This is a genomic window from Halobacillus faecis, assembly GCF_007991335.1.
Lineage (GTDB): Bacteria > Bacillota > Bacilli > Bacillales > Halobacillaceae > Halobacillus > Halobacillus faecis.
Window position 1 is genome coordinate 1 of record NZ_BJYD01000026.1, and the last position, 24,396, is coordinate 24,396.

Sequence of the window (24,396 nt, forward strand, 5' to 3'; positions counted from 1 at the left end):
AAGGGGTTCCTACATGCGTTTCGGCCGCTTCTGTTAAAGGGTGGGTGAATGTTGGACCTAGTTCTGGTTGTTCTTCCACACGTCTCGCTTCTGTATAACGAGGACCCCAATAACTGCTGCCTTCCATTTCTCCGACAACGACACCTTGAGAAACCGTTGGGTGAATGATCTGATCGTCACCTGCGTAAATGGCGACGTGCGTCAGGCCACTGCCTTCATCTTTACTGAAGAAGACGAGATCGCCTTCCTGGAGGTTTTCCTTCATAACTGCCTGTCCAAGGGCTGCCTGTTCGCTCACTGTACGTGGCAGTTCAAAACCTAGCACTTCGTTGAATACGTACTGTACAAAGCCTGAACTGTCAAAACCAGCCGTACTGTCTCCACCGTATTGATATGGTGTTCCTACATACTTTTTAGCCATTTCAATTAAAGGAGAATTTGTCCTCGCAAGACGAATCGTATCTTCTGTTATTCTTACTGATTTTCCATAAATCATGTTGGATAGAAACTCACCACTATCTATATCTGACGTAGTTACAGTTGCTACCTCCTTTGAGTAATGGGCAATTCTATTGTCTCCTCTGTATATTCCTCCCTTTATAATCTCTCTTGAGTCTTTATCTTCCAGGAATACCAGATCCCCAGCCAACAACTGTTTTCTATTAATATGTTCTCCATAACCCATTAGCTGTTCATAGCTGTCTGCAGCTGGAAGACTAAGTGACTTGAAAAGAATACTATCAATGAATAAGACGTCAGGATTGCTGTGATTATAATAGCTCTCATCACTCAAAGGAGAATCCGCATTATATATTTTATACCTGAGCTCATCCGTCACTCGCCTTGATTCTATGTAATTCTTATCCATATTAGTTTGTTCGAAGGTTTTTCTTATAACCCCATCTGTTTCCGAAACTGTTACAAATTGATCTTTACCAATCATGATCCCTATGTTTTCTTTATTTTCTTCTAAGAAGAAGACGAGATCGCCTTCTTGTATATCTTCTTTGTTAACAGATTCTCCGACATAGTGGAACTTCTCCATAGTAGATGGAAGTTTGTACTCAAATAGGGATCTAAAAACTTCCTTAACCATACCTAGGTTATCAAATCCCCCCCAATAGCTATCTCCACCTTTTTTGTACGAGGCTCCTATCATCCTTTCAGCCTCAAATGCAACTCTTTCTTCTCTTGTAGGTTCAACGACTATATAAGCGTTTGAAGGTGAATTGGCGTCATATACTGTTTCATTGCCTGCATTGTCAATCACATAGACCTTATCTATTTGATGTGTTCCAATCTCTGTATATTCTGCAATATGTATGTCCGTCTTGAATTTACTATTATCCTGATCACTACTTGTTAATGGATATCTTCGAGACTCGCTTCCGACATAGGAGTAGAAGGCTTCATCCACGCCTGAAAGGTCATCTGTTATTTCTGCTTCTAATATAACGGAATCTCCTAATGTAAGATCTGACTCATTCCCGACAACCTGTAAGCTCAACACATCTGGTGGAGTGTCGTCTACTTTATCATTAATAACATTAAAGGTATGATCCTGTGAGAAAGTTTCAAAACTTTCTCCCCAATTCTTTAAGTATCCTCCTTCATGCTTTGAAACACTATAACCGACGACAAAACGACTTAAGTTCCATTCGCCTCCTTCGTCAAACTCTTTAATAACATATTCTCCATGGTACACATTGTTGTTATCGTCAAAGGGTGATAAATAAATCACTATTTCCTTTCTTTTAGAAGGAGATTGATAGTAAGCCATCATGTAGTTGATATCTTTATCGTATTCTGCTATTGCGGCTTCTAGTTGAACCGTTTCTCCTACTTCAACATCTGTATTCTTTAGTTTTAAGTCTGCGAGTGGCGGAATTTTTTCATCAGCATAAACTTGTGTTGTGTTGATTAATGCTAATAGAAAGAATAGTATTCCACCTAATAGTTTCTTCTTCATTTCATCCTCCTCTTAATGATTTTTTTTACGAATTCCATTCTAACAAAATTGACTATTTTTCGACATTAAGTTTCAGTAAATCGTTTTTCACTCTAATAGCCTGCTAAACAGAATTCACTCCATATTCTTTATCGGCAAAAACCTTTTTTTATTTAATAGCAATTCTGAAGAACATAAGGTTTGATAATTCTATACTCAATTTCTTGCAACCCTTTAATAACCAAACCCAATAACTCCCGCTAGTTATCTATATCGTTCTACATGTGCCTTATATTAAAACACCCATATAATATTGGAGAGACACAAAAATACCGCGCATAATTAATCATGCGCGGCTTCCTATACTCTCTAAAATAGTTGATTGCAATATACTTTTTTTCGACTAGTTCTGCTTATTATTCTACGCGCCTCGCTTCTGTATAGCGAGGACCCCAGTAACTACTGCTTTCCATTTCTCCAACGACCACACCTTGAGAGACGGTCGGATGAATGATCTGGTCATCACCTGCGTAAATCGCTACGTGCGTCACACCACTGTCTTCATCTTTACTGAAGAAGACAAGATCGCCTTCCTGAAGGTCTTCCTTCGCTACAAACTGACCAAGGTTCGCTTGTTCACTGACTGTTCGTGGAAGCTCTAAGCCTAGAGCTTCGTTAAATACATACTGCACAAATCCGGAACTGTCAAAAGCTTCTCCATTATCTCCACCATACTCATAAGGCATTCCCACATGCGTTTCAGCCGCTTGGGTTAATGGGTGGGTGAACGCTGAACCAAGTTCCGGCTGGTCCCCCACGCGTCTGGCTTCTGTATAACGCGGGCCCCAGTAACTGCTACCTTCCATTTCTCCGACAACCACACCTTGGGATACAGTCGGGTGAATGATCTGGTCATTACCTGCATAAATCGCTACGTGCGTCACACCACTGTCTTCATCTTTACTGAAGAAGACAAGATCGCCCTCTTGAAGGTCCTCCTTCTCTACTGACTGACCAAGACCTGCCTGTTCACTGACCGTACGTGGAAGCTCTAAGCCTAACGCTTCACTAAACAAATACTGCACAAATCCGGAACTGTCAAAAGCTCCTCCATTATCTCCACCATACTCATAAGGCGTTCCTAAATGCGTTTCGGCCGCTTGGGTTAATGGGTGGGTAAATTTCGCACCGAGTTCCGGCTGGTCTTCCACGCGTCTCGCTTCTGTATAGCGAGGGCCCCAGTAACTGTTGCCTTCCATTTCTCCAACGACCACACCTTTGGAGACTGTTGGGTGAATAATCTGATCATCGCCTGCATAAATCGCTACGTGCGTCAGGCCGCTGTCTTCATCTTTGCTGAAGAAGACCAGGTCCCCTTGCTGAAGGTCTTCCTTGGCTATAGCCTGACCAAGGTTTGCTTGTTTACTGACTGTTCGCGGAAGCTCTAACCCTAACGCTTCATTGAATACATACTTCACAAAACCTGAGCTGTCAAATGATTCTCCATTATCTCCACCGTACTCATAAGGCGTTCCCAGATGCGTTTCAGCCGATTGGGTTAATGGGTGGGTGAACGCTGAACCAAGTTCCGGCTGGTCCTCTACGCGTCTCGCTTCTGTATAACGAGGGCCCCAGTAACTGTTGCCTTCCATTTCTCCGACAACCACACCTTGAGAGACCGTTGGGTGAATGATCTGGTCATCGCCTGCGTAAATGGCTACGTGCGTCAGGCCACTGTCTTCATCTTTACTGAAGAAAACAAGATCGCCCTCCTGCAGGTTTTCTTTCGCGACGGACTGACCAATGTCTGCCTGTCCACTCACTGTACGTGGCATATCGAAGTCTAAAGCTTCATTGAACACATACTGCACAAAACCTGAGCTGTCAAATGATTCTCCATTATCTCCACCATATTCATATGGTGTTCCTACATGTGTTTCTGCTTCTTGCGTTAATGGGTGCGTGAAGGTTGAACCAAGTTCTGGCTGGTCTTCCACGCGTCTCGCTTCTGTATAGCGAGGGCCCCAGTAACTACTGCCTTCCATTTCTCCAACGATTACACCTCGGGAAACCGTCGGATGGATGATCTTATCATCGCCCGCGTATATGGCTACGTGAGTCAGCCCGCTGTCTTCGTCTTTACTAAAGAAGACGAGATCGCCTTCCTGGAGATCTTGCTTCGCGACGGACTGACCAATGCCTGCCTGTTCGCTCACTGTACGTGGTAGTTCAAATCCTAGGGCTTCATTAAATATATACTGAACAAATCCTGAGCTGTCGAAACCTCCGTCACTATCGCCACCGTATTGGTATGGTGTTCCTACATAATTATCAGCTGTTTTGGTTAATGGATGTCCAAATTCCTCAGTATCATTTGCAGTAGATCCAGGCACATATTTTAATCGCTTCGCTTTAATAAATTCTACACCGCGCGGCCAATTCGGATCATCTATGCTTTTAGTAGTAATCCTATTGTCCGATTCTACTGTGGGTATATAGATATAGTCACCTCCATGCCAACCGGTGTGAATACCAACATGGGTCAACTGATTAGTTTCTTTTATTCCCATAAATACGAGATCACCAGACAATATGCGTTCCCGCTCTATAGACTCACCTAATTCCGCTTGTTCTTCAATTGTGTCCGCTTGATCATAACCTAATGCGTTCGTAAGGACTTCGTTTACAAAGTCTACCCCATTTTCATTTCCATCATAATAGATAGGGTAAGTACCTGAACGCATGTTCTCAACTTCTTCATCCATTAAGTAATTTGGCATGTCCAATATACGCCTGCCTTCCACATAGCGCTGGCCCCAATATGTTCCATTATTGATATTATCTATTCCTACAACATTAGACTTGGTACGGTGAATGACTTGGTTATCTCCAATGTACATCGCCACCTTTGATTGCCCCTCATAATCAAAGAATACCAGATCACCTACCTGAAGATTGTTACGTTCTACTTTCTTTCCTATAGTAGAAAGTTCCTCCATATCCGTCGGAAGGTTATAGCCTATAGACAGATAATATATCTCTCCAATGGTATAATGAAAGCCATAATTATACCAACCCAAGTAACTCTCAGCTTCCGATAAGACTAATTTTGATTTGGGAGATTCAATGACTTCAAAGTCTAAATCTAATGTACTGTTATCTATCGTTGTTTTATTTCCTATCTTGTCAATGGCTATCATTTCTTCGAATGAGTACAAACCAACCCTTGTAGAAGCCCTAACATCAAAGGTTCCCACGTATTTGCCTGTAGACTCTTCTTTGCTCATGGTAATCGTTTTGCCCATATATATAGCCGCTACATGTACGACACCTGAGAGGTCATCACTTACCTTCGCTTCAATTCTTACAGAGTCACTTGCTTGAAGCCGTTCTTGATCCTTAATAATGGATACATCCTGTATAGTTGGAGAAGCCAAATCTTCAGTCTCATTGTTCTCTACAGTAAATGAATAATTACCAATTTGATCATATTTTACAGACCAACTGTTATAATCAGCTGGACCATTCATCCTGTATCCTACAGTCAGCGAGGTTAACTTCCACTCTCCGTTCTCAATAAACTCTTCCACTTGATAATTACCTGTCCATAAGGCACTTTCCTTATCTACAGACAAAAAGGCGTGTTTTTTTACATTACCAGAGGGCGATATAAACTCTGCTTTTATATATCCTACTGGTTTATCAAAATAATCTTCTTGTAGCGTTGCTTGGAGTTTAAGAACATCGCCTACTTCTACGTTTGTCTTTTTAATTTCCATACTTTGAAGTGGATGATCAGTGCTTTCGGCATTGACATACGTACATGGTAGCCATGCCATTAAAAACGTCATCATCCACAAATAATACTTCCACTTCCCCTTCATATGTACCCCCTAAAAAATGTTATAAGTCGTCACCTTAAAGATATAAACGAGAGCGAGACTTTATTTCAAAAGTCACAAACTTGAATAAAAAATCTCCCGCTTATTATTAGTAAGAAATTTTATTAAGATTCCTCCCCTTCTCTCTCTATAATAGGTAAAACGATATACTTCCATTTAATATTATCGTCAGATACTGTTTTTTTTTTAATAGAATTTGAGTAAAAATGACGAGAAATGAAATAAAAAAACTTGCATCGCATAAAAATGCAATGCAAGTTTTAACTCTTCTGTTTCCCATTAGGTTAATATTTATTATTGTATTATTTCATTTTTCGTCTTTTTATCCTCTTGAAATCAGTAATTCCCTCCCCCTTAGAGTTAGGGACGAATGAATGAAGACTACAGCGCCCCAGTAATTCTTATATCGATGGGTATTATTAAAGAGGATGTCCCTCAATGAAGGACACCCTTTTTTCACTCAATCGTTAATATCATAGAACTTCACAGCAAACAAATTTATTCCTGGAGAGTAAACCACCCCGTCTCCTGCTAAAGTTAAAGGACCACCAAGTCTACCTTTTACACCCTCACTTACGTAGGAAATTAATCTCTTATGTTCATTATCAAATACAACTATACTAGAAGTATCTGTCATCGAATCGCTTGAAGCCACATAGCTATTACCAGCGTCGTCAAACATAACTGGAAATGTTTTATATTCAACCCCATAAGATGCTTCTATTTGCTTCGTTTTAGGATTTACAATGGTTATTTTGTTCGCACCGTTCAAATAGATTTCACCTTTAGGAGAGACCCTTGGCTCGGTGTCATTAGAAAAAAGGTAATCGGTTGAGACACTCCACAGTGGCTCTTCATTATTTTGAGTTTCAGGTGAGACAGCATAAAGCTTATACCTTAGCGATGAGATTACATATACGGTTCCGTCTTCAGCTACAGCCGGTTTCCCACTTAAATAATGATCTTTTAATAGAGTTTCAACTTCGCCTTGTGCATTAATCTTGTACAAACTTCCTTCACTCACTATAAAAATCTGGTCACCACTTACTTCCACACTAGAGATAGACGGATCACCCTCAGGCAAAAGGTTAGCCTCCCAAGCGATGTCCCCATCTTTTGTTACTGCATAAACGGAAGATCCTCTATCTTCCCAAAAAGCGGAGGTTACAGGTACAATTAAAAGGTCATCCATCATGGCCATGTGTCCACTGTTTATTCTACCTACCTCAAAGGTTACAGGAGAAGTCCATAGTGGCTCCCCATCCAAATCATAGGCCATAACCCCTTCACTATTTTGAGCAAAAATCTCTCCTACTTCAGTTACAACAGGAGAGCGATAGAATATGGGTCTTTTCCGCTCCCATCTCTGTTCTCCAGCAGGAGTTAAAGAAACGAAAGTTCCTCCACTTTCGGTATAGTATAAATTCCCCTCAGGTCCAATTTTCACTTCTGATGGTACGCCGATCTCAGTCTTTTTCCAGAACAATTCAGGTTCTACAGGGTCTTCCTGGTCTTCATCCGGATCTCCTGTATTCAAACAGCTACGTTTGCTCCAATTATCTTCGTTGTAATCCTCAGGTATTATAGAGAACTCTTCGTACACAATGAACTTCCAAACAATTTCAGACGTTATATAATCCCTATATTTGAAGCAGGGTTCTCCAGCTTCATTTCGCCATATTCTCCCTTCCACACCAGCTGAGTTTTCTGAGCTTACCAGTCCCAATTGGTTATATTTTATATCGAGATCTAGTGTTGGTCCAGCAGTAGCTCTACCTGTAAAATCATAGTTAATTGGTTTTATCTCTGTTTTTAGACTCTCACCTAAACCTACGTCACTTTTTGCATATTCAATATGTCCTTCCTTATTTTTATATCCAAAGATTTGAACCTCTGCATTTATTGTTGCATCCTCTACCAATTTAACTTCTACATAACCCTCTCCACTTGCAGTAATTTTCATGCTTAAGACAACCTCAGCAGAAAAAGCATTTTTTACAGGTAACTTGATTGTAGCCAACTTTATACTACGCTCATAATCCGCTGCAACATCTCCCCTCAGCCTTAAGCTAGCATTTTGTTTTCCAGAAAGAGAAATGGATCCCTCCTTCAATAAGATATTGGAATAATCCACCTTAACGGATAGAGTAGGACCTTCTAATAAAAATTCTCCATCCAGCCTTAAAGAAGCTAGACTGTCATCCCCCTCATATTCAAGAAGTGATTTGTCAAAAGTAAAAAGGTATTTTTTTAGTGAAAACTCCGTTTCCGATAGAAACGATTGTAAGGAAGCCGTTTGGTTGGGTTCTTCTATAGGAATCATTTCTACTTCAATTCCCTCTTCCAATACCAGATCCTCAGGTTGAACGGACTTCTCAAAATCAAGATTCAATTCAGAAAAAACCTCTTCAAGCTTTGGTTCCTCCGTTTGTATAATAAGAGAATCCTGTTTTTCTTCAATACGGGAAATCTTTAAAGACAACCCTTCTGGATAATTCTCCAAGGGAGGAATGGATAAAATTTCCCCTTCTTCGAAATCTGCGAAAGCTTCATCTTTTTTTAAGTGGACATCCCCTTTTGGAGTGATCTTGATTAGATGATACAAGAAACGGTCTTGGACAATTTTCACAGCATCCGTATATGTGACGTCAGCAACGCCATCATCGATCTCCCGGTTCAAGTCTTTGGTAAGCTTTTCTATTTGGTCGTTAAGCATTTGATACGTGACTGGTTTGTTGGGTTGAAACTTCCCATTCTTATGTAAGGCAACATACCCTGCGTCAAAGGAAGCTCTTACAAGGGAGCGATTCCCTTTCACCTTATTCTCGTCCTTAAACGGCAGCTCTTCTATTGATTCATTGAAATCAAGTAATCTAGCAATGAAAACAGCGGATTCATATTTTGTTATGGGTTTTTCTGGTTGGAATTTGAAGTTGAATTCTTTGGGGAAAATCCATTGATGATGAACAGCAGTATTGATATAAGGGAGACTGTAAGCATTTTTCAAATCCTTGAAGGTTGTTTCTTTGTCTATAATGAGCGGAAGGTTGGACGCTTTCACCCAAATTTTCACGTATTCTTCACGACTGACTGGCTTATCCTCGTTGATATTAGGGGTACTGGATTCTAAAAGCCCCTTTTCCTCTAAGACTGTTAAATCGGTTGTTTCTTCACCTTTATCAGATGGTGGGCCGTGGTTCCCGCCTTTGGCTAATGCTCCATCAGTTAAAAGCAACAACAAGAACAAGCAGGACATAAAAATGGTACTAATTTTTACAAACTTCATCTTTTCTAACCACTCCTAGCTAATAATTGTTCCATAAAAACGTTGGGCATTTTTCTTAACACTAAACTCAAATTTAAGAATGCTGCAAGAGTTCTCTCTCCTTAAATAGTTGAGACTGCATGGCTAGTTTCAATAAACCTGCACTACTAGGATATAATAACTCTCCCGAAAGCATGGCAGGAAGATCGTTAACTTTTACGGCTTGGTAGTCTTGACCTTCATCATTAATTTTCAATTTAATTTCCTGAAATTCAGGAGTATCAATGACCAGCAAAAATGATAGTTCAGGCCTCAATGAAACCATGTCAGTCACTATTCCCATGAATTCCAGATGGGCTTTATTACTCTTTATCCATTTTTTAATTTGGACAATGTCCTTATGATTCCTTACTAAATTATTCACCTCCTCCCCAGACCTGTTATATTCAAAGTCCCGACCATCAAATGCTTCTTCGATCAACTCCCTAAATAAGGCCAACTCAACATCGAAATTCTGTTCAATGATGTATGGATTTGTAGTGCTAGATTTCTCAAAAATTTCAAAACCTCCTGCAGGGATGAATTGCCAGTAATTCGGCTTTATAGCAACTTTATCCGAACGGTGGAAAGTTAAAGCCTTGTAATCTTTGATGAAATCATCATAGTAAACTACTAACATTTGGACACTCATTAATGAATACCGGTTACATCCCGTTGTCATAATATTAGTCTGTTCATTTGCTTCATGGATCTTACATCGATAGGGTAATGATTCTAATAATTCACCAGCCTCTTGCATACCCATTTTTTTCTTATTTTTCAGGTAAAGTTTATACATCTCATATTCTAAAATATGGGATGTAGCTACATTATGTTTATATTGGCAGGTCTTGGCCGTGAAACCGGTCATCTTCCCTTCATCATTCAAATGAAACTTGTCTAGGGCAAACCCGATAACTTCAGGCCATTTAATGGTGTTTCCCATTACCTTTATGTATTGTTTTTGTCCTTTATCAGGATTGAAATCAGGGATGTTTGTATTAACAACTTTGGTTGTATCTGTGAGGTTTTTTTTGAATGGATAACGAATTCGTTTGACTGAATCATGCGTGACGACAGGATATTCCTTCCCAAACAAACGTAATAACTTGTATTCATCATACAACGTCTTTAAAACTCCGTTTAACCAATTTATATAATCCTTTGTTGATGAATCTTTATAAAATACATTTCTTCTTCTATCATTTTGATACTCTCTGTTCTTTTTGATAATAAGAGGCACATTTTGTAATACATTTATCCCCGTATGACTTATTGTCCATTTGTTAATACCTAATATTGAAACGATAAATAAAAATACCCAGCCTCCTATAGGATAATCGACAATTAACTTATAAATGAAATTACCTATTAGAGGAAGTTGATAGATTTCTTTTAATAAACTGCTCAATAGATCGGCCAATTGACTACCCCTTTCGTGCTTAATTAAGAACAAACCCATTATACAATATCTCTGATCAAATTTCACTAATATTATGAATTTTTTACCATTTAAATCGACCTATTAGTTCGTTCAACTTATCCACACGATTCAAATTCTCCCTTTACAAGTCTCCCAAAAATGGTGAGCGGCAAGAGTACATCCGATATAATAAAGTCATCCTAATGAATCAAAGGTGATGACAACATGCAGCCAAAATGGAAACAACTCCTCCAATTAATCCGTGCCACCCATCCACCCAAGCTCATCTTCTCCATCGCATTGCTCTTAAGTTTACTCACTACAATCGCAGGTCTTGCGATCCCTTTGCTTGCCAGCCGGTTGATCGACAATTTTGATCTGAACGATCTAAATACAACCGTGATCACAGGTATCGTCATCGCCTTCTTTGTTCAAGCGGTGGCCGGGGGCGTGTCTGTCTATTTTCTTGCCAAAGTCGGCCAGCACATTATTGCTTCTTTGCGGGAAAAGTTATGGCAGAAACTCCTTGTCCTTCCGGTGTCGTATTATGATTCTCACGAGACTGGAGATGCGGTCAGCCGAATGACGAATGATACGGGCGTCATCAAAAACTTGATTACTGAGCATTTCACTGGTTTCATTACTGGTATCATTTCCGTGGTCGGTGCGATTGTCATTCTTTTCTACCTGGACTGGCCATTGACGCTCGTGATGTTTTCCATCATCCCGTTAGCCCTCCTTTTTCTTATTCCGATTGGGAGGAAGATGGCGAACATCTCGTGGAACCTCCAATCGGAAACCGCGGATTTTTCTGCTCATTTGACCCGTGTCATCTCGGAGATCCGACTTGTGAAAGCGTCTAATGCAGAGGAACGGGAATGGAAGGAAGGACAGTCAGGAATAAAGAAACTGTACACGCTCGGTTTGCGGGAAGGTGTAATACAAGCGTTGATGTCGCCGCTTGTTTCTTCTCTCATCATTGTCGTCCTTGTCCTGATTATCGGATTCGGTGGCGTGCGGGTGACTTCAGGAGCCATGACGCCAGGGGAACTCGCTGCGTTCTTTATCTATTTGTTCCAAATCATCATGCCGATCACACAAATTGTCGTGTTCACCACCCAGTTCCAAAAGACGGTAGGAGCAACGGAAAAAGTACTCTCGATTCTGTCATTAGATGAAGAGAATTTGCAGGATGGAAGGGACGTCACATCTTTCGACCAAAGCCTCGTTGTCCAGGAAGTATCCTTCAAGTACCAGCCTGACGAACCCATCTTAGAGGGAGTTTCCTTTGCCGCGAAGAAAGGGGAAGTCACAGCGATCGTTGGACCTAGTGGCAGTGGAAAGACAACGATGTTCTCGCTGATTGAACAGTTCTATTCTCCTTCTAGTGGTGAGATTCGTTATGGGGAAGTCCCCATCTCTAGCTTCAACTTGAAAGCATGGCGTACGATGATCGGGTATGTATCGCAAGAAAGCCCACTCTATGCTGGGACGATCATGGATAACTTAACCTATGGGTTGGAAGGGGACATTCCTTTAGAAAAGATACACGCCGCAGCAGAAATGGCTTATGCCGATACATTTATCCAATCGTTGTCCCACGGATATGAAACCGAAGTCGGAGAGCGGGGCATCAAATTATCTGGGGGACAAAGACAGCGGATTGCGATTGCCCGTGCCCTTCTGAGAGACCCTGAAATTCTTATGTTGGACGAAGCGACCTCAAGCCTCGACAGTCAATCGGAAATCGTTGTTCAACAAGCCTTGAAGAACCTGATGAAAGGCCGAACAACACTTGTCATCGCCCATCGTCTTTCCACGATCGTGGATGCAGATCAAATCATTTTCTTAGAGAAAGGGAGAGTAACGGGGACAGGTACCCATAAGGAATTGTTCCAAAATCATGCCCTTTACCGTGATTTTGCAAGGCAGCAACTGAAGACGGAATAGCTCTTGTAGGGCTTGTGTTTTGTAAGGAGGACAGGAGACTACCGCGCTACTACCACTTCCACGAGCAAAAAGAGCGCCCTCAGCTGGACGCTCTTTTTGTTTCTTCCTTATTTGAACTGCCTTGTCGCTTCAACAGCTTTCTTCCATCCCTGATAAAGGTTCTGTTGTTCTTGTTCACTCATCTCTACGGAGAAGGTACGATCATTTTCGGACTGCTGTTTAATTTCATCTTTATCTTTCCAGTAGCCAACCGCAAGACCAGCAAGGAAGGCGGCACCAAGGGCAGTGGTTTCCTGGACGACTGGACGCTCGACCTGTACGCCGAGAATGTCACTTTGGAACTGCATCAGGAAGTTGTTTTTTACCGCGCCCCCATCCACGCGAAGAGCCTTCAAATCGATGCCGGAATCTGCCGTCATGGCTTCCAGGACATCTTTCGTTTGGTAAGCGAGTGACTCTAACGTCGCCCGGACAAAATGTTCCTTCGTCGTACCACGAGTCAAACCGAACATAGCTCCTCTTGCATCACTATCCCAGTAGGGGGTTCCCAGTCCAACAAACGCAGGGACTAAATAGACGCCGTCTGAAGAATCTACAGCTGTGGCAAGCGTTTCTGTCTCAGGAGCGTTTTCAATTAGTTTCAAACCGTCTCTCAACCATTGAATGGCTGATCCAGCTACGAAGATGCTCCCTTCAAGAGCGTATTCGACTTTTCCATCGATTCCCCACGCAAGCGTGGTCAAAAGACCGTGCTCGGACGGTACGCCTTCTTCTCCTGTGTTCATTAACATAAAGCAGCCTGTTCCGTACGTATTCTTCGCCATCCCTTTTTCAAAACATCCTTGTCCAAATAAAGCGGCCTGTTGGTCTCCCGCGATTCCCGCAATTGGAACTTCCTCTCCAAAGAAATGATAATCCACGGTATGAGTATATATTTCTGACGATGGCTTTACCTCTGGAAGCATTGATGCAGGGACGCCTAGAATATCGAGAAGCTCTTCATCCCACTTCAAGTCATAGATGTTGTACATCAAGGTTCGGGAAGCGTTGGAGTAGTCGGTAATATGAGTCTTTCCTCCAGAGAGCTTGTAGACAAGCCACGTATCAATGGTTCCAAACAAAAGGTCCCCGTTCTCCGCTTTCTCTCTTGCACCTTCCACATGGTCTAAAATCCATTTTACTTTGGTCCCTGAGAAGTAAGGATCCAACAGCAAACCCGTTTTCCCACGGAAAAGGTCATTATGACCAGCCACACGCAGCTCTTTACAAATGTCTTCGGTTTGTCGGGACTGCCAAACAATAGCTTTATAGATCGGCTTCCCTGTGTTTTTATCCCAGACGACGGCTGTTTCTCGTTGGTTCGTAATGCCGATACCTGCGATTTGATCTGCGCTTACATCAGATTTTCTTAACACATCGGCGATACAGGCAAGGACAGATGTCCAAATTTCATTAGCATCGTGTTCCACCAAGCCCGGTTTTGGAAAGAATTGCTCGAATTCTTTCTGAGCCGTTTCTACAATTTTTCCTGCTTTATTAAATAAAATAGCTCTCGAACTCGTCGTTCCCTGGTCAATGGAAAGGATATAGGATTTACTCATATCATTCATCTCCTCATTTCTTGTGAACTTTGTAGGTTTGTTCTTACTTCAACCCCAAGCCAGCTGCGCCGATGATCCTGGTATCAGAAGCAGAGCATGAGACAATCCTTAGTCTTAAAACACGTGCGGGTGAATTGCATAACCTTTGGTTCATTGACATTCCCGTGGCTCCAATTAGATCTAAAGAAAAAGAGGATTCAAAGCTTATGTACATTCATTTATTCCAATGCTGAAAGATGACATCTACAACGCTCTTTTCCATAATTGAAGATCGCATACAAAAAAGAGACCCACACAAAGAGCCTAAACGATAAACGTTAGGCCAAAGTGTGAGTCTCCAAATCTCCGTCACGTGCTTAACTTGTTGTAGATTATTATAGGACACTATGAAAGCGGTGTCCATCATAATCTCCCAGTGCAACCTTAAAGAAGTAGGAGAAAAGCAGAAGGAAACAAAAAAACTCAAACGATGAAGAATTCTTCATTGTTTGAGTTCTGCGAACAATTATTGTTCAGGCTCCCATCGTTGATAGAGCAGGTTTACTTTCCTGCTGTTCTTTTTGCAGCTGCTGGACTTTGCTTTGCTCTCTTTCCAGCTCTTCCTGCAGTCTCTTGTTCTCTTTAACAAGATAGTCTCTTTGATCCAACACTCTCAACATATCTTCTCTCATGGTTGTTCTCCTCCCCTTCATATAAATGAAAGTTACATATGGAATTTTGTAGAAATATGACGGTTTATGAGTACATAGTATTGAATTACCCAGCCTTCTGCTTCTTTAAACCTTGGAACATACTGGAAGGATGAATCATTTTTCACCCTTTCCTTATGAACATATAGAACAGGGCTCCTAATATAGGAATACTTCCAAACCAATGCATGCGGTTCACCTTCCCATATCTGCGCTCTTTCCAATAAATAACGAAAATAGTCAATATGGATAATACCATAAAGTCGATGGTCATGACATGCACAAAGTTGGATGTTTGAAAATCATGCCAATAGAACCAAAAATACCCTTGGCTAACGCCATACCATAATAAAGCGATCGTAACAACCACAAGGAAAGAAATAAACATACGAGCATGGAAAACTTTCACCAACCAGTATGGGATCCTTCCCTCTCTTTTATTCCTTGCTCTTGATAAGAAAAAATAAGGCATGAGGGCAAAAGCTCCCAGCATGAACATTCCTAGAAGAAACGGCCATAACGGGAGACCGCTCCGATCTTCGTCGATGAGGAGCGCAACATATAAAAGGGGGTAAATCCCAAGAAAACTGAACACCATCAGTAAAAAAGGGTCTGGATCATTCATCGTTATCAATTGATTCAGGTATCCGAGGTTGCCATCGGGGGCAAGCAGAAGGGCATATAAAATAAAGACGACCCATCCTGTTAGAAATATCATTTGGCGCAGGCGCATCGTTTCACCGATCCTTCCTTTCTGAATGGTACACCTTTCATTGGTTCGTCATTGAAATGTTTCCTAAGTACCCATCTCAAAAATTTTTCAAACCTTTATATAAACAGGGAAGGGATACAATCTCCTACTCCTAACGCTGTGATGACGCCTCATCTTTATCTCTTTAAAGCGTAAGCGGGCAGGCGCCCCTTCAGATGAAATTTCAGAAAATTACCGATGTAGTGATGCATTTTCATAAAACTTTTGGTATAGTACATAAATAACGGAACATTTAAGGACAATGTCCAAAATAAAGATAAAGGGGTGTCCTTTTTGGGAACCTTACAATCATACATCAGTGAAATTGAAAGTGACATCTATCAAATTCGAAGACAATTGCATAAATATCCAGAATTGAGCGGAGAGGAAGTGAAAACTTCTGCTCTAGTGAAAGAGAAGCTCTCAGAGTATGGCATTACTTATAAGAACGGTTTCGCAGGCACAGGCGTACTCGGGATCATTCAAGGAAAGAAACCGGGAAAAACCGTCGCGTTAAGAGCGGACATGGATGCTCTTCCTATTCAGGAAACGAATGAGCATGACTTCGTTTCAGAAGTAGACGGAAAGATGCATGCCTGTGGTCACGACGCCCACACGGCGATGCTTCTCGGCGCTGGCTATGTCCTCAAGCAAATGGAAGAAGAAATCGAGGGTACGGTCCTTCTCGTTTTTCAACCAGCAGAAGAAGCTTCTCCCATCGGTGGCTCTGGTCCTATGATGGAAGACGGCGTGTTTGCCGAGTACAAACCTGACGTGATTTACGGACAGCACGTGTGGCCGGGATTGCCTGTTGGTGAGATGGGGATTCGTGATAAGGAGATGATGGGCGCATCGGATCGATTTACGGTAAAGGTTACCGGAAGAGGCGGACACGCCAGCATGCCTCATGAAGGGAACGACGCCATCATCATCGCCAATCAGATGATTTCCAGCCTTCAAACGATTGTCAGTCGCAATATCAACCCGCTCGACTCCGCGGTTGTGACCATTGGGAAAATTGAAGGCGGTCACCGCTACAACGTGATCCCTAAAGAAGTCACGATTGAAGGAACAATTCGAACGTACAAACCGGAGGTAAAACAAAAGATCAAAGAACGCTTCCATACCATCTTGAATCAAACGGCGGAAGCATTCGATGCAGCGATTGATATTGAATACTTGGATGGCTACCCAGCCACCATCAACACGCCCAAGTATGCGCAGCAAGCGAGGAACACAGCTCAAAGACTTTTCGGAGAACAGGCGACACCTGAAATCGAGCCTGCGCTTGCCGGCGAGGATTTCTCGCGTTTCTTACTACAATATCCCGGAGCCTTTATCTGGCTTGGCACACAAATCGAAAAAGCATCCGAACAAATGCCATTGCATGACCCAGGATTCCAACTGGATGAAAGAGCCTTACCAATGGGCAGCCGCTTCTTAGCGGAAGTTGCTTTAGACACGTTACAGTCTCTATTAAACCAGGAGGGATAACGGTGATGGACGCATTCGATTCATTTATTCATGGACTGAAGCCACAGCTGGTCTCTTGGCGACGTGAGCTTCATCAACAGCCGGAACTCGGGTTTCTTGAATATCAAACCACCTACAAGATAGGAAGAGAATTAGAATCGTTGGGGTTTAAGATCCATGTCGGGAGAGACGCCGTCAAAAGCGAATCCCGCTACGGGGTTCCAGGCGATCAGGAAACTCAAGAAGCAGAGAAGCGAGCGCTTGAACACGGCGTGCCGTCCGAATGGCTGGAGCGCATGACCGGGGGACATACTGGTGTCGTCGCTCAATGGGACACAGGAAAAGAAGGCCCTCATTTGGCTTTTCGTATTGACATCGATGCGCTTCCGATCTTGGAAGCGTCCGATCACGGACATTTTCCTTACGATCATCATTTTCATTCCGAACAAACAGGTGTGATGCATGCGTGCGGACATGACGGCCATACAACCATCGGCCTTGGTCTCGCTCACCTTATCGCTCATTTTCAAGACCAGCTGATCGGAAGGTTCACCCTTTTGTTCCAGCCGGCTGAGGAAGGCGGACGAGGAGCCAAAGCGATGGTCGATCAAGGATGGCTGGATGATGTCGACCAGTTTTATTCCGGGCATATCGGAATAAATCCCCTCCCTGTCGGAACCATTGCCGCCACAACCCAAGGATTTCTCGCTTCTTCCAAATGGAACGTGACCTTCCGCGGGCAGTCCTCCCATGCAGGCATGAAGCCTGAGGATGGAAGAAACGCTCTGCTTGCCGCGGCTACTGCGGCCACTCAACTGCATGCGATTCCCCGACACAGTGAAGGCGTGAGCCGGGTCAATGTAGGAAAACTCACCGCGGGCAACGGTCGCAACATTATCGCCGACCACGGATATTTGGAGATCGAGACGCGTGGAGAGTCAAAAGCAATCAATCAATTCATGCAGAAGGAAGCGAAACGCATCCTCACAGCTTCGGCATCGTTGTATGACGTGAGTGTCGAGATTGATTTTGTCGGAGAAACCGAACCTATGCATTGTGATGATTCCTTAATCTCATCCATTGAAAACCAGTGTAAGGAAAGTACCTGGATCGCCCATATTGACCCAGTCGCTCATGTATCAGGATCAGAGGATGCCAGTTTCATGATGAATGCGGTTCAGGCCAATGGAGGGAAAGCGACCTACATGTTGTTTGGTACCTCGCTCCCAGCGAACCACCATTCTCCTTCCTTTGATTTCGAAGAAGATGTATTACCTGTGGCACTTGCCGCTTATGCGCACACCCTTAGAGGAGGAAATGTCCAATGAAGCAATGGTTAGAAGAAAAGCTATTACAGCTCAACGTAACAGAATACATGGATGAAGAGTATGGGTTTACCCGACTCAGTTACACAGAAGAAGAAAAGCAGGCGCACGAAGCTTTTAAAAAAGCGGCGGAAGAATTGAGCCTTGATGTCGTTCAAGACGAGGCGGGGAATGTGTGGGCGAGATGGAAAGCTGCTCAGGAAGATGCTCCGACCATCGCCATCGGTTCTCACCTGGATACCGTCAGTGGCGGGGGCGGATATGACGGCGCCGCTGGAGTATTGACAGGTCTTGCTGCCGTCAAACAATTGAAAGACAAAGGGTTCCAACCAACCAAAAACATCGATGTTGTCTGTTTTGCGTCTGAAGAATCTGCACGATTTGGTGTATCCACCATTGGCAGCAAGGCGACAGCAGGAATGATGGATAAAGGGGAACTCGGAAGTGTCGAGGATGCGGACGGTGTCACTGTGAAAGAGGCGGTCGAATCTTACGGCCTGTCCTGGGAATCGATTGATCAAGCAGAGAAATCTCCCGACGAAATCGAACGTTTCCTAGAGTTGCACATTGAACAAGGAACCCAAATTGAGGACAACGGAGCAGAAATCGGGATTGTACGAGGCGTCGCATGCCCGGTAAGATTGCAAGTCACGGTCAAAGGAATGGCCAATCACACAGGCACGACACCGATGAACAACCGTTCTGATGCGTTTGTCGCAGCCGCTCCCATTATCACCTATGTAGAAGAACAAGCACGTAAACGGAATGGAGTTCAGCCGACTCCGATTGTCGCAACCACGAGTACGGTGAAACTATCGCCTAACGTGATGAACGTCATCCCAGGGGAAGTTCAGTTAGGGATCGACATTCGAAGCGTGGATGATGAACTGAAAAGAAACCTGGCTGAAGAGATCCGCAGCTATTGTAAGACCATTGAAGCATCCAAGGATGTGAAGGTTGACCTCCATACGCTCGTGGATAATGATTCGGTACATCTCGATTCTTCCATCCAGGAACAGCTTCAGGAGATCACCGAAAAGATCGGTTACCGTGTACACCCCATGGACAGCGGAGCTGGGCATGATGTGATGAATATGGCCACACGCTGGCCATCAGGACTGATCTTTATCCCCTGCCGCGATGGAATCAGTCACCACCCTAAGGAATATGCCTCCATCGAGGATTTAAATAAAGGGACAAATGTATTGGCTGCCTATATCGAATCGATCGCGAGTGATCACCAGTGAAAACAAAAATTGGAGTCATCGGCCCGAAAGATTCCGTGGAACAGATTATGTATGTAGCTGAAGAATTCGAGCAGATTACGTTCTACCCTTTTGCCTATGAAAAGTTATCGGACGTGACAGATATCCTGAAAGAACATAGACATGAAGTTGATCAATGGTTCTTCTCGGGCGTTCTGAACCACACCTTTGCCATCGAGAATGGCTTGATCACGGAAGAGGAGAGCGCCTACCCTCCTCTTCACGGCTCCAGTTTCTTCGGTATTTTGTTGGAGGCTCAATTGAAGGCGAATCACGTGTACCGAAAAGTGAGCATTGATACGATTGCCAATGAAGAATTTGATAAGATCTTGTCCTACTACCAACTGGACGCACTGGAATACGAAAACTTTCCGTTTGAGAAGGTCCGTCATACAGACGAACTGACCGATTTTCATAGTCAGCTGTATGAACAAGGCAAAACGGAAGTCGTCATCACTTCCATCAAGTCCGTATACAAAGAACTCAAAGAAAAGAACATCCCAGTTTTCCGGGTTACCCCCTCTTACCTTTCGATCAAAATGATCATTCAGTTTTTAGAGGAGCGGGCCCATTCCAAACATTTCCGCAATTCACAAGTGGCCATCATCGGGTGCCGTGTCGAGATGAATGCCTCCCACTCAGAAGAAAACTACTACTCATTCAAGACCAAGTATCAAGAACTCGATGTCCGCCGGCAATTGCTTACCTTTGCGGAGAAGACGAACGGCTCGGTCATGCAGCTCGGAGATGGACTGTTTTTCATCTTTACGACACGCGGTGAACTTAGCGAAGAGTCAGAAGCTGATCTTTTCACACTCATTGAAGACATACGCCTCCAAACCAGCTTGAGCGCACGCGTGTCCATCGGTTTTGGTGAAACCGTCTCTCAAGCCGAGAATCATGTTCGAATCGGATTCCGTCATATTAAAGAAGAACAAGAACCCTTGCTTCTTATTGTCGATGAAGATCAATCCATCTCATTGAAACAGCAGCAGAAGACCTTGAGTTATCATACAACAGAAATCGGCCATGCTCTGCAAAACAAGATGAAAGAAGCGAACCTGAGCCCAGGCGTGATCTCTAAATTACTCGCCTATTCCAAACAGTATCACCGGGATCACTTCTCTTCTCAAGATTTATCCAGGTGGCTGAAAAGTACCGAACGCAATGGACGGCGGATCCTGTCTGAATTAGAACGCGTCCATATTGTGGAACAAGCGGGAGAACGACAATCCGGGGAACGAGGAAGACCAAGGAAGGTCTACCGCTTCGTAAAGGAGGACTAATCCTCCTCCTTCCCCTCTCTCTTTTACGGAACAATAAAGGAATTTTTCCTAAATATAGAAAGGATGGTTTACATGAGCAAAGAAAGCTCAACGAAGAAAGCAAAAGGATTTTCCAGGCTGTTGAACGGCGTGGAGAAAGTGGGGAACAAGCTGCCCGATCCATTTATGCTGTTTGTTTACCTATCTGTCTTTACGATTGTAGGTTCCTGGATCATTTCCCTTTTTGATGTGACGACAACCCAGCCTGGGACAGGCGAAGAGATTCCGATCAAGAGTTTGATTTCAGGAGAAGGCTTGCAGTACATCCTGACTTCGATGCTCGAAAACTTCACTGGATTCAAGCCGCTCGGCCTCGTATTGGCCATGATGCTTGGTATTGGTCTAGCCAATAAAGTCGGTTTACTGGAAACAGCGATTAAGAGTACGATTTTGAAAGCCCCGAAATCATTAATTACTTATGCGGTTATTTTTGTTGGTATTCTAGGTAACTTAGCTTCCGATGCTGCCTTCGTTATCGTTCCACCACTGGCTGCCATGGTATTCTACACGCTTGGTCGTCACCCATTAGCAGGACTTGCTGCCGGATTTGCTGGTGTGGGTTCTGGTTTCACAGCAAACATCATCATTGCCGGTACCGATGCCTTGCTTTCCGGTATTTCCACAGAGGTCATGGAAAGCCTGGATTCAAACATCGTCGTCACCCCTGTCGATAACTGGTACTTCATGATTGCATCCGTTGTACTTCTATCAGTCACAGGTGCACTCATCACAGAGAAGATCGTTGAACCCCGTCTAGGAAAATATGAAGGGGAAGGCGGTACAGAACTAGAGGAAAGTACGAAACTTGAAAAGCGTGGATTCAGAAACGCAGTCCTTGCAGGTATTGGTTTTATTGCCCTATTGATTGTCGCGATTGCGATCCCAGGTTCAGCTCTTAGAAACGAAGAAGGCGGAATCATCCCTTCTCCATTCTTAAGCGGAATTGTTCCTATCATTCTTTTATTCTTCATTACGATCGGTGTAGCTTACGGTGTGACCGTTAAGAAAATCACTTCGACACGCGATATCTCCGGTTACATGGGCGAAGCTATGAAAGAAATGTCCGGCTTTATTGTCTTGATTTTCGCTGCTGCCCAGTTCATTGCTTACTTCGATTGGACAAACATCGGAACATGGATTGCGGTCAGCGGAGCGAACTTCTTAGGTTCTATTAACATGACCGGTCTACCGGTTATCATTGGTTTTGTTCTTTTGACGGCCGTCATGAACATGTTCATTTTCAGTGGATCCGCTCAGTGGGCACTGGAAGCACCGATCTTCCTGAAGATGTTCTATCTATTAGACTATCACCCGGCCTTCATCCAAGCCGCTTATCGTATTGCCGATTCATCAACGAACATCATTACACCAATGAACCCGTATATCATCATCGTTCTTGCGTTTATGAAAGAATACGATAAGAAAGCTGGTCTTGGTACACTGATTGCCCTGATGCTTCCATATGCCGTGATCTTCCTAAGTGTCTGGATTGTCTTATTGCTTGCCTTTGCTCTCCTAGGCATTCCGTTTGGTCCTGGTGTAGGCATGTATATCAATTAAACCTTAGAACCATAAAAAATGGCTCCTCTCAGGGAGCCATTTTTTTGTCACTATGGAAGAGAATGATTGTAACGGAAAGTTTCATGAAAAATAAAAACAGCCCAGCATCCACGAACGAGTGGGGAGGCTGGGCTGTTCAATTATTTGTAAATAAGTTGGATTGAACGATGATACAAAACGATCGGAAACCCCCATGAACGGGTTATATTCCCCGCCCACAGGTCAATCACAAGTCTTCTACATTATGTCCATTTTCTCTTAAGGTGATCTTTGCCATATTGTAATAATAGTTCGCTTCTGCTCTTGATCTCGCTTCTCTCATCTTCCTTATATACATCCGGACTTCTTGAAAGTATTCAGGCTCTTCTTTTCCTGATGGCGGAAAAGGGATTAAGTCCCCCATATCATCTCTCCTCTTCCATTGGTTTTCCATTTAGAATACGGGTGAAAAAGAAAAACGTGTGGATGATGAGCAACAATGCCCGGCGTATGGTTTCAGCCCCAAAGTGATGTAACGTTCACCGTAAAATCCCCCTTAGGATCAACATTAAAGGAGTTCTTTTAAGATTCAGTTTATGAATTTTCATTACTTCTGCCTAGTGAAAAAACTAAAAAACAGCTCAACATCATCGTTAAATCGTGGATGCTGAGCTGTTTAATCGTCCTATAATTTTATCGGAAAAGAAAATTATTTAGAAAGGAACAAAGCCTAAAACATTTATCCTCCCGCTTAGTTAAGACTATTTCACGCCACCAATAAATTTCACACAGACAGGTTCTGGTACTTGAACTTCTGATTGAACGAGAGACAGCTTCCCTGTGGCTTTGTCTCTGTCAAACAATGTCATCGTGTTTGATTTTTGGTTGGTAGCAATCAGGAATTCTTCTGATGGGTCCAGCACAAAATCACGCGGCCAGTTGCCTTCGGTTGACGTCCATTCAATGAACGTTAACTTACCCGTGTCTTGGTCAACTTTATAAACGGCAATGGAGTTATGTCCACGGTTTCCGGCATAGACAAATTGTCCATCCGAAGAAACATGGATCGCACTTCCGTCATTCGTTTCATGGAAGTCTTCTGGAATGGTCGCAACGGACTGTTGTTCAGAAAAGCTTCCAACTTCTTCATTATAATGCAGGACGAGGACCTCAGAACTCAACTCGGTCATAACATACGCATACTTCTTGTTCGGGTGGAACGTGATGTGTCTTGGTCCGCTCCCAGGTGTGGTGTTGAACACTTGTACCTCTATTAATTTTCCTTCATCCGCCTCATACGTAATGACACGATCACTGCCAAGATCAATGGCAATCACATATTTTTCATCTGGTGTAAAACCGGCATAATGCATGTGAGGCTTTTCCTGACGCTCATGGGGACCGGTGCCCTCGTGGGCCACAACAGAAGTGGCTGGATTCAGTGATCCATCTTCATTGGTTAAGTAGGATACAATGTTCGTTGTATGATAATTGGCTGTGACCACTGTGCTGTTTTCATGATCGGTACTCACATGGCACGGCGGAGAGCCGGCAGCTGTTTGGGTATTTAACTTCGTCAGATCCCTTGTTTCCTCATGAATCGCAAAGGCTGTAACGCCGCCGTTATCTCCCTCTTTCGTCACGGCATATAAGTTCTTATGATCGTCACTTACCGTGACATACGTAGGGTTTCCCAATTCAGCAGCCAGCTTCACATCTTTTAATTCTTTGTTGTCCGTATCAAGCGTGAACTGGTAGACGCCTTTACTTTCCTGTTTTGTGTACGTTCCAACATATCCAACATACTCTGCCATAATCAAACTCCTTTAAGTATTAGAATGCATCTCATTATTCAAACGATCCTTGTTCATTATCTCATAAACGGTTGCACGCTCAAAAGC

The 24,396-nt window shown here is 43.2% G+C and carries 15 protein-coding genes; 6 read left to right on the forward strand and 9 right to left on the reverse strand.

All coding sequences use genetic code 11. The features are described from left to right. From HFA01_RS13735 to HFA01_RS13750, 4 genes are all read right to left on the reverse strand, one after another. Positions 1-1,969 (reverse strand): NlpC/P60 family protein (locus tag HFA01_RS13735; RefSeq protein WP_146817195.1); only part of this gene is annotated, 1,969 nt, incomplete at its 3' end. A gap of 395 nt (positions 1,970-2,364) precedes the next feature. Continuing rightward, positions 2,365-5,832 (reverse strand): C40 family peptidase, encoded by a 3,468-nt coding sequence (locus HFA01_RS13740; RefSeq protein WP_146817197.1) that lies wholly within the window; start codon positions 5,830-5,832, stop codon positions 2,365-2,367. A gap of 478 nt (positions 5,833-6,310) precedes the next feature. After that, positions 6,311-8,566: a PQQ-binding-like beta-propeller repeat protein gene (locus HFA01_RS13745; protein WP_167506245.1), complete on the reverse strand. Its 2,256-nt coding sequence runs from the start codon at positions 8,564-8,566 to the stop codon at positions 6,311-6,313. 643 nt (positions 8,567-9,209) lie between these two features. Further along, complete coding sequence (locus HFA01_RS13750) at positions 9,210-10,577, reverse strand: hypothetical protein (RefSeq protein WP_146817201.1); 1,368 nt, start codon at positions 10,575-10,577, stop codon at positions 9,210-9,212. 225 nt (positions 10,578-10,802) lie between these two features. Here HFA01_RS13750 and HFA01_RS13755 point away from each other — a divergent pair, with 225 nt between their 5' ends. Next, positions 10,803-12,527, forward strand: a complete 1,725-nt coding sequence (locus HFA01_RS13755) for an ABC transporter ATP-binding protein (RefSeq protein ID WP_146817203.1) — start codon at positions 10,803-10,805, stop codon at positions 12,525-12,527. 107 nt (positions 12,528-12,634) lie between these two features. Here HFA01_RS13755 and glpK read toward each other — a convergent pair whose 3' ends face one another. The 3 genes from glpK to HFA01_RS13765 all read right to left on the reverse strand — a co-directional run bounded on the left by glpK (position 12,635) and on the right by HFA01_RS13765 (position 15,550). Then, entirely contained in the window at positions 12,635-14,128 is a 1,494-nt protein-coding gene (gene glpK, locus HFA01_RS13760) for a glycerol kinase GlpK (protein WP_146817205.1), read from the reverse strand. 512 nt (positions 14,129-14,640) lie between these two features. Next, a complete protein-coding gene (locus HFA01_RS18935) occupies positions 14,641-14,799 on the reverse strand; it encodes a hypothetical protein (protein ID WP_167506246.1) in 159 nt (52 codons plus the stop codon). A 142-nt stretch (positions 14,800-14,941) separates the two neighbouring features. Beyond that, positions 14,942-15,550, reverse strand: coding sequence for a hypothetical protein (locus HFA01_RS13765; RefSeq protein WP_246139334.1), 609 nt, complete (start codon positions 15,548-15,550; stop codon positions 14,942-14,944). 312 nt (positions 15,551-15,862) lie between these two features. Between HFA01_RS13765 and HFA01_RS13770 the strand changes: the two genes are divergently transcribed. The 5 genes from HFA01_RS13770 to HFA01_RS13790 all read left to right on the forward strand — a co-directional run bounded on the left by HFA01_RS13770 (position 15,863) and on the right by HFA01_RS13790 (position 22,516). After that, complete coding sequence (locus HFA01_RS13770; protein ID WP_146817207.1) at positions 15,863-17,062, forward strand: M20 metallopeptidase family protein; 1,200 nt, start codon at positions 15,863-15,865, stop codon at positions 17,060-17,062. 5 nt (positions 17,063-17,067) lie between these two features. Next, positions 17,068-18,369 carry an amidohydrolase gene (locus HFA01_RS13775; protein WP_146817691.1) on the forward strand — a complete coding sequence of 434 codons (1,302 nt, stop codon included), beginning with the start codon at positions 17,068-17,070 and terminating at the stop codon, positions 18,367-18,369. Further along, positions 18,366-19,613: a M20 family metallo-hydrolase gene (locus tag HFA01_RS13780; protein ID WP_146817209.1), complete on the forward strand. Its 1,248-nt coding sequence runs from the start codon at positions 18,366-18,368 to the stop codon at positions 19,611-19,613. Before HFA01_RS13775 ends, HFA01_RS13780 begins: the two co-directional genes overlap by 4 nt. Further along, positions 19,610-20,917, forward strand: coding sequence for a hypothetical protein (locus tag HFA01_RS13785; protein ID WP_146817211.1), 1,308 nt, complete (start codon positions 19,610-19,612; stop codon positions 20,915-20,917). Before HFA01_RS13780 ends, HFA01_RS13785 begins: the two co-directional genes overlap by 4 nt. A 72-nt stretch (positions 20,918-20,989) precedes the next feature. Next, on the forward strand, positions 20,990-22,516 hold the full coding sequence (locus tag HFA01_RS13790) for an AbgT family transporter (RefSeq protein ID WP_146817213.1): 1,527 nt from the start codon (positions 20,990-20,992) through the stop codon (positions 22,514-22,516). A gap of 226 nt (positions 22,517-22,742) precedes the next feature. Here the strand turns inward: HFA01_RS13790 and HFA01_RS18940 are convergent, their stop codons facing one another. Together HFA01_RS18940 and HFA01_RS13795 are read right to left on the reverse strand one after the other, a co-directional pair. After that, the gene (locus HFA01_RS18940) at positions 22,743-22,919 is read right to left on the reverse strand and encodes a hypothetical protein (protein WP_167506247.1); all 177 of its coding nucleotides are present in this window, start codon (positions 22,917-22,919) and stop codon (positions 22,743-22,745) included. Positions 22,920-23,256: 337 nt separating this feature from the next. Then, on the reverse strand, positions 23,257-24,309 hold the full coding sequence (locus HFA01_RS13795) for a lactonase family protein (RefSeq protein WP_146817215.1): 1,053 nt from the start codon (positions 24,307-24,309) through the stop codon (positions 23,257-23,259). Positions 24,310-24,396 lie beyond the last annotated feature (87 nt).

Coding starts and splice junctions, on each gene's coding strand:
- HFA01_RS18940 (WP_167506247.1), bottom strand. CDS start 22,919: ATGGGGGACTTAATCCCTTTTCCGCCATCAGGAAAAGAAGAGCCTGAA.
- HFA01_RS13790 (WP_146817213.1), top strand. CDS start 20,990: ATGAGCAAAGAAAGCTCAACGAAGAAAGCAAAAGGATTTTCCAGGCTG.
- HFA01_RS13745 (WP_167506245.1), bottom strand. CDS start 8,566: ATGCTTAACGACCAAATAGAAAAGCTTACCAAAGACTTGAACCGGGAG.
- HFA01_RS13755 (WP_146817203.1), top strand. CDS start 10,803: ATGCAGCCAAAATGGAAACAACTCCTCCAATTAATCCGTGCCACCCAT.
- HFA01_RS13740 (WP_146817197.1), bottom strand. CDS start 5,832: ATGAAGGGGAAGTGGAAGTATTATTTGTGGATGATGACGTTTTTAATG.
- HFA01_RS18935 (WP_167506246.1), bottom strand. CDS start 14,799: ATGAGAGAAGATATGTTGAGAGTGTTGGATCAAAGAGACTATCTTGTT.
- HFA01_RS13795 (WP_146817215.1), bottom strand. CDS start 24,309: ATGGCAGAGTATGTTGGATATGTTGGAACGTACACAAAACAGGAAAGT.
- HFA01_RS13765 (WP_246139334.1), bottom strand. CDS start 15,550: ATGCGCCTGCGCCAAATGATATTTCTAACAGGATGGGTCGTCTTTATT.
- HFA01_RS13780 (WP_146817209.1), top strand. CDS start 18,366: ATGAAGCAATGGTTAGAAGAAAAGCTATTACAGCTCAACGTAACAGAA.
- glpK (WP_146817205.1), bottom strand. CDS start 14,128: ATGAGTAAATCCTATATCCTTTCCATTGACCAGGGAACGACGAGTTCG.
- HFA01_RS13775 (WP_146817691.1), top strand. CDS start 17,068: ATGGACGCATTCGATTCATTTATTCATGGACTGAAGCCACAGCTGGTC.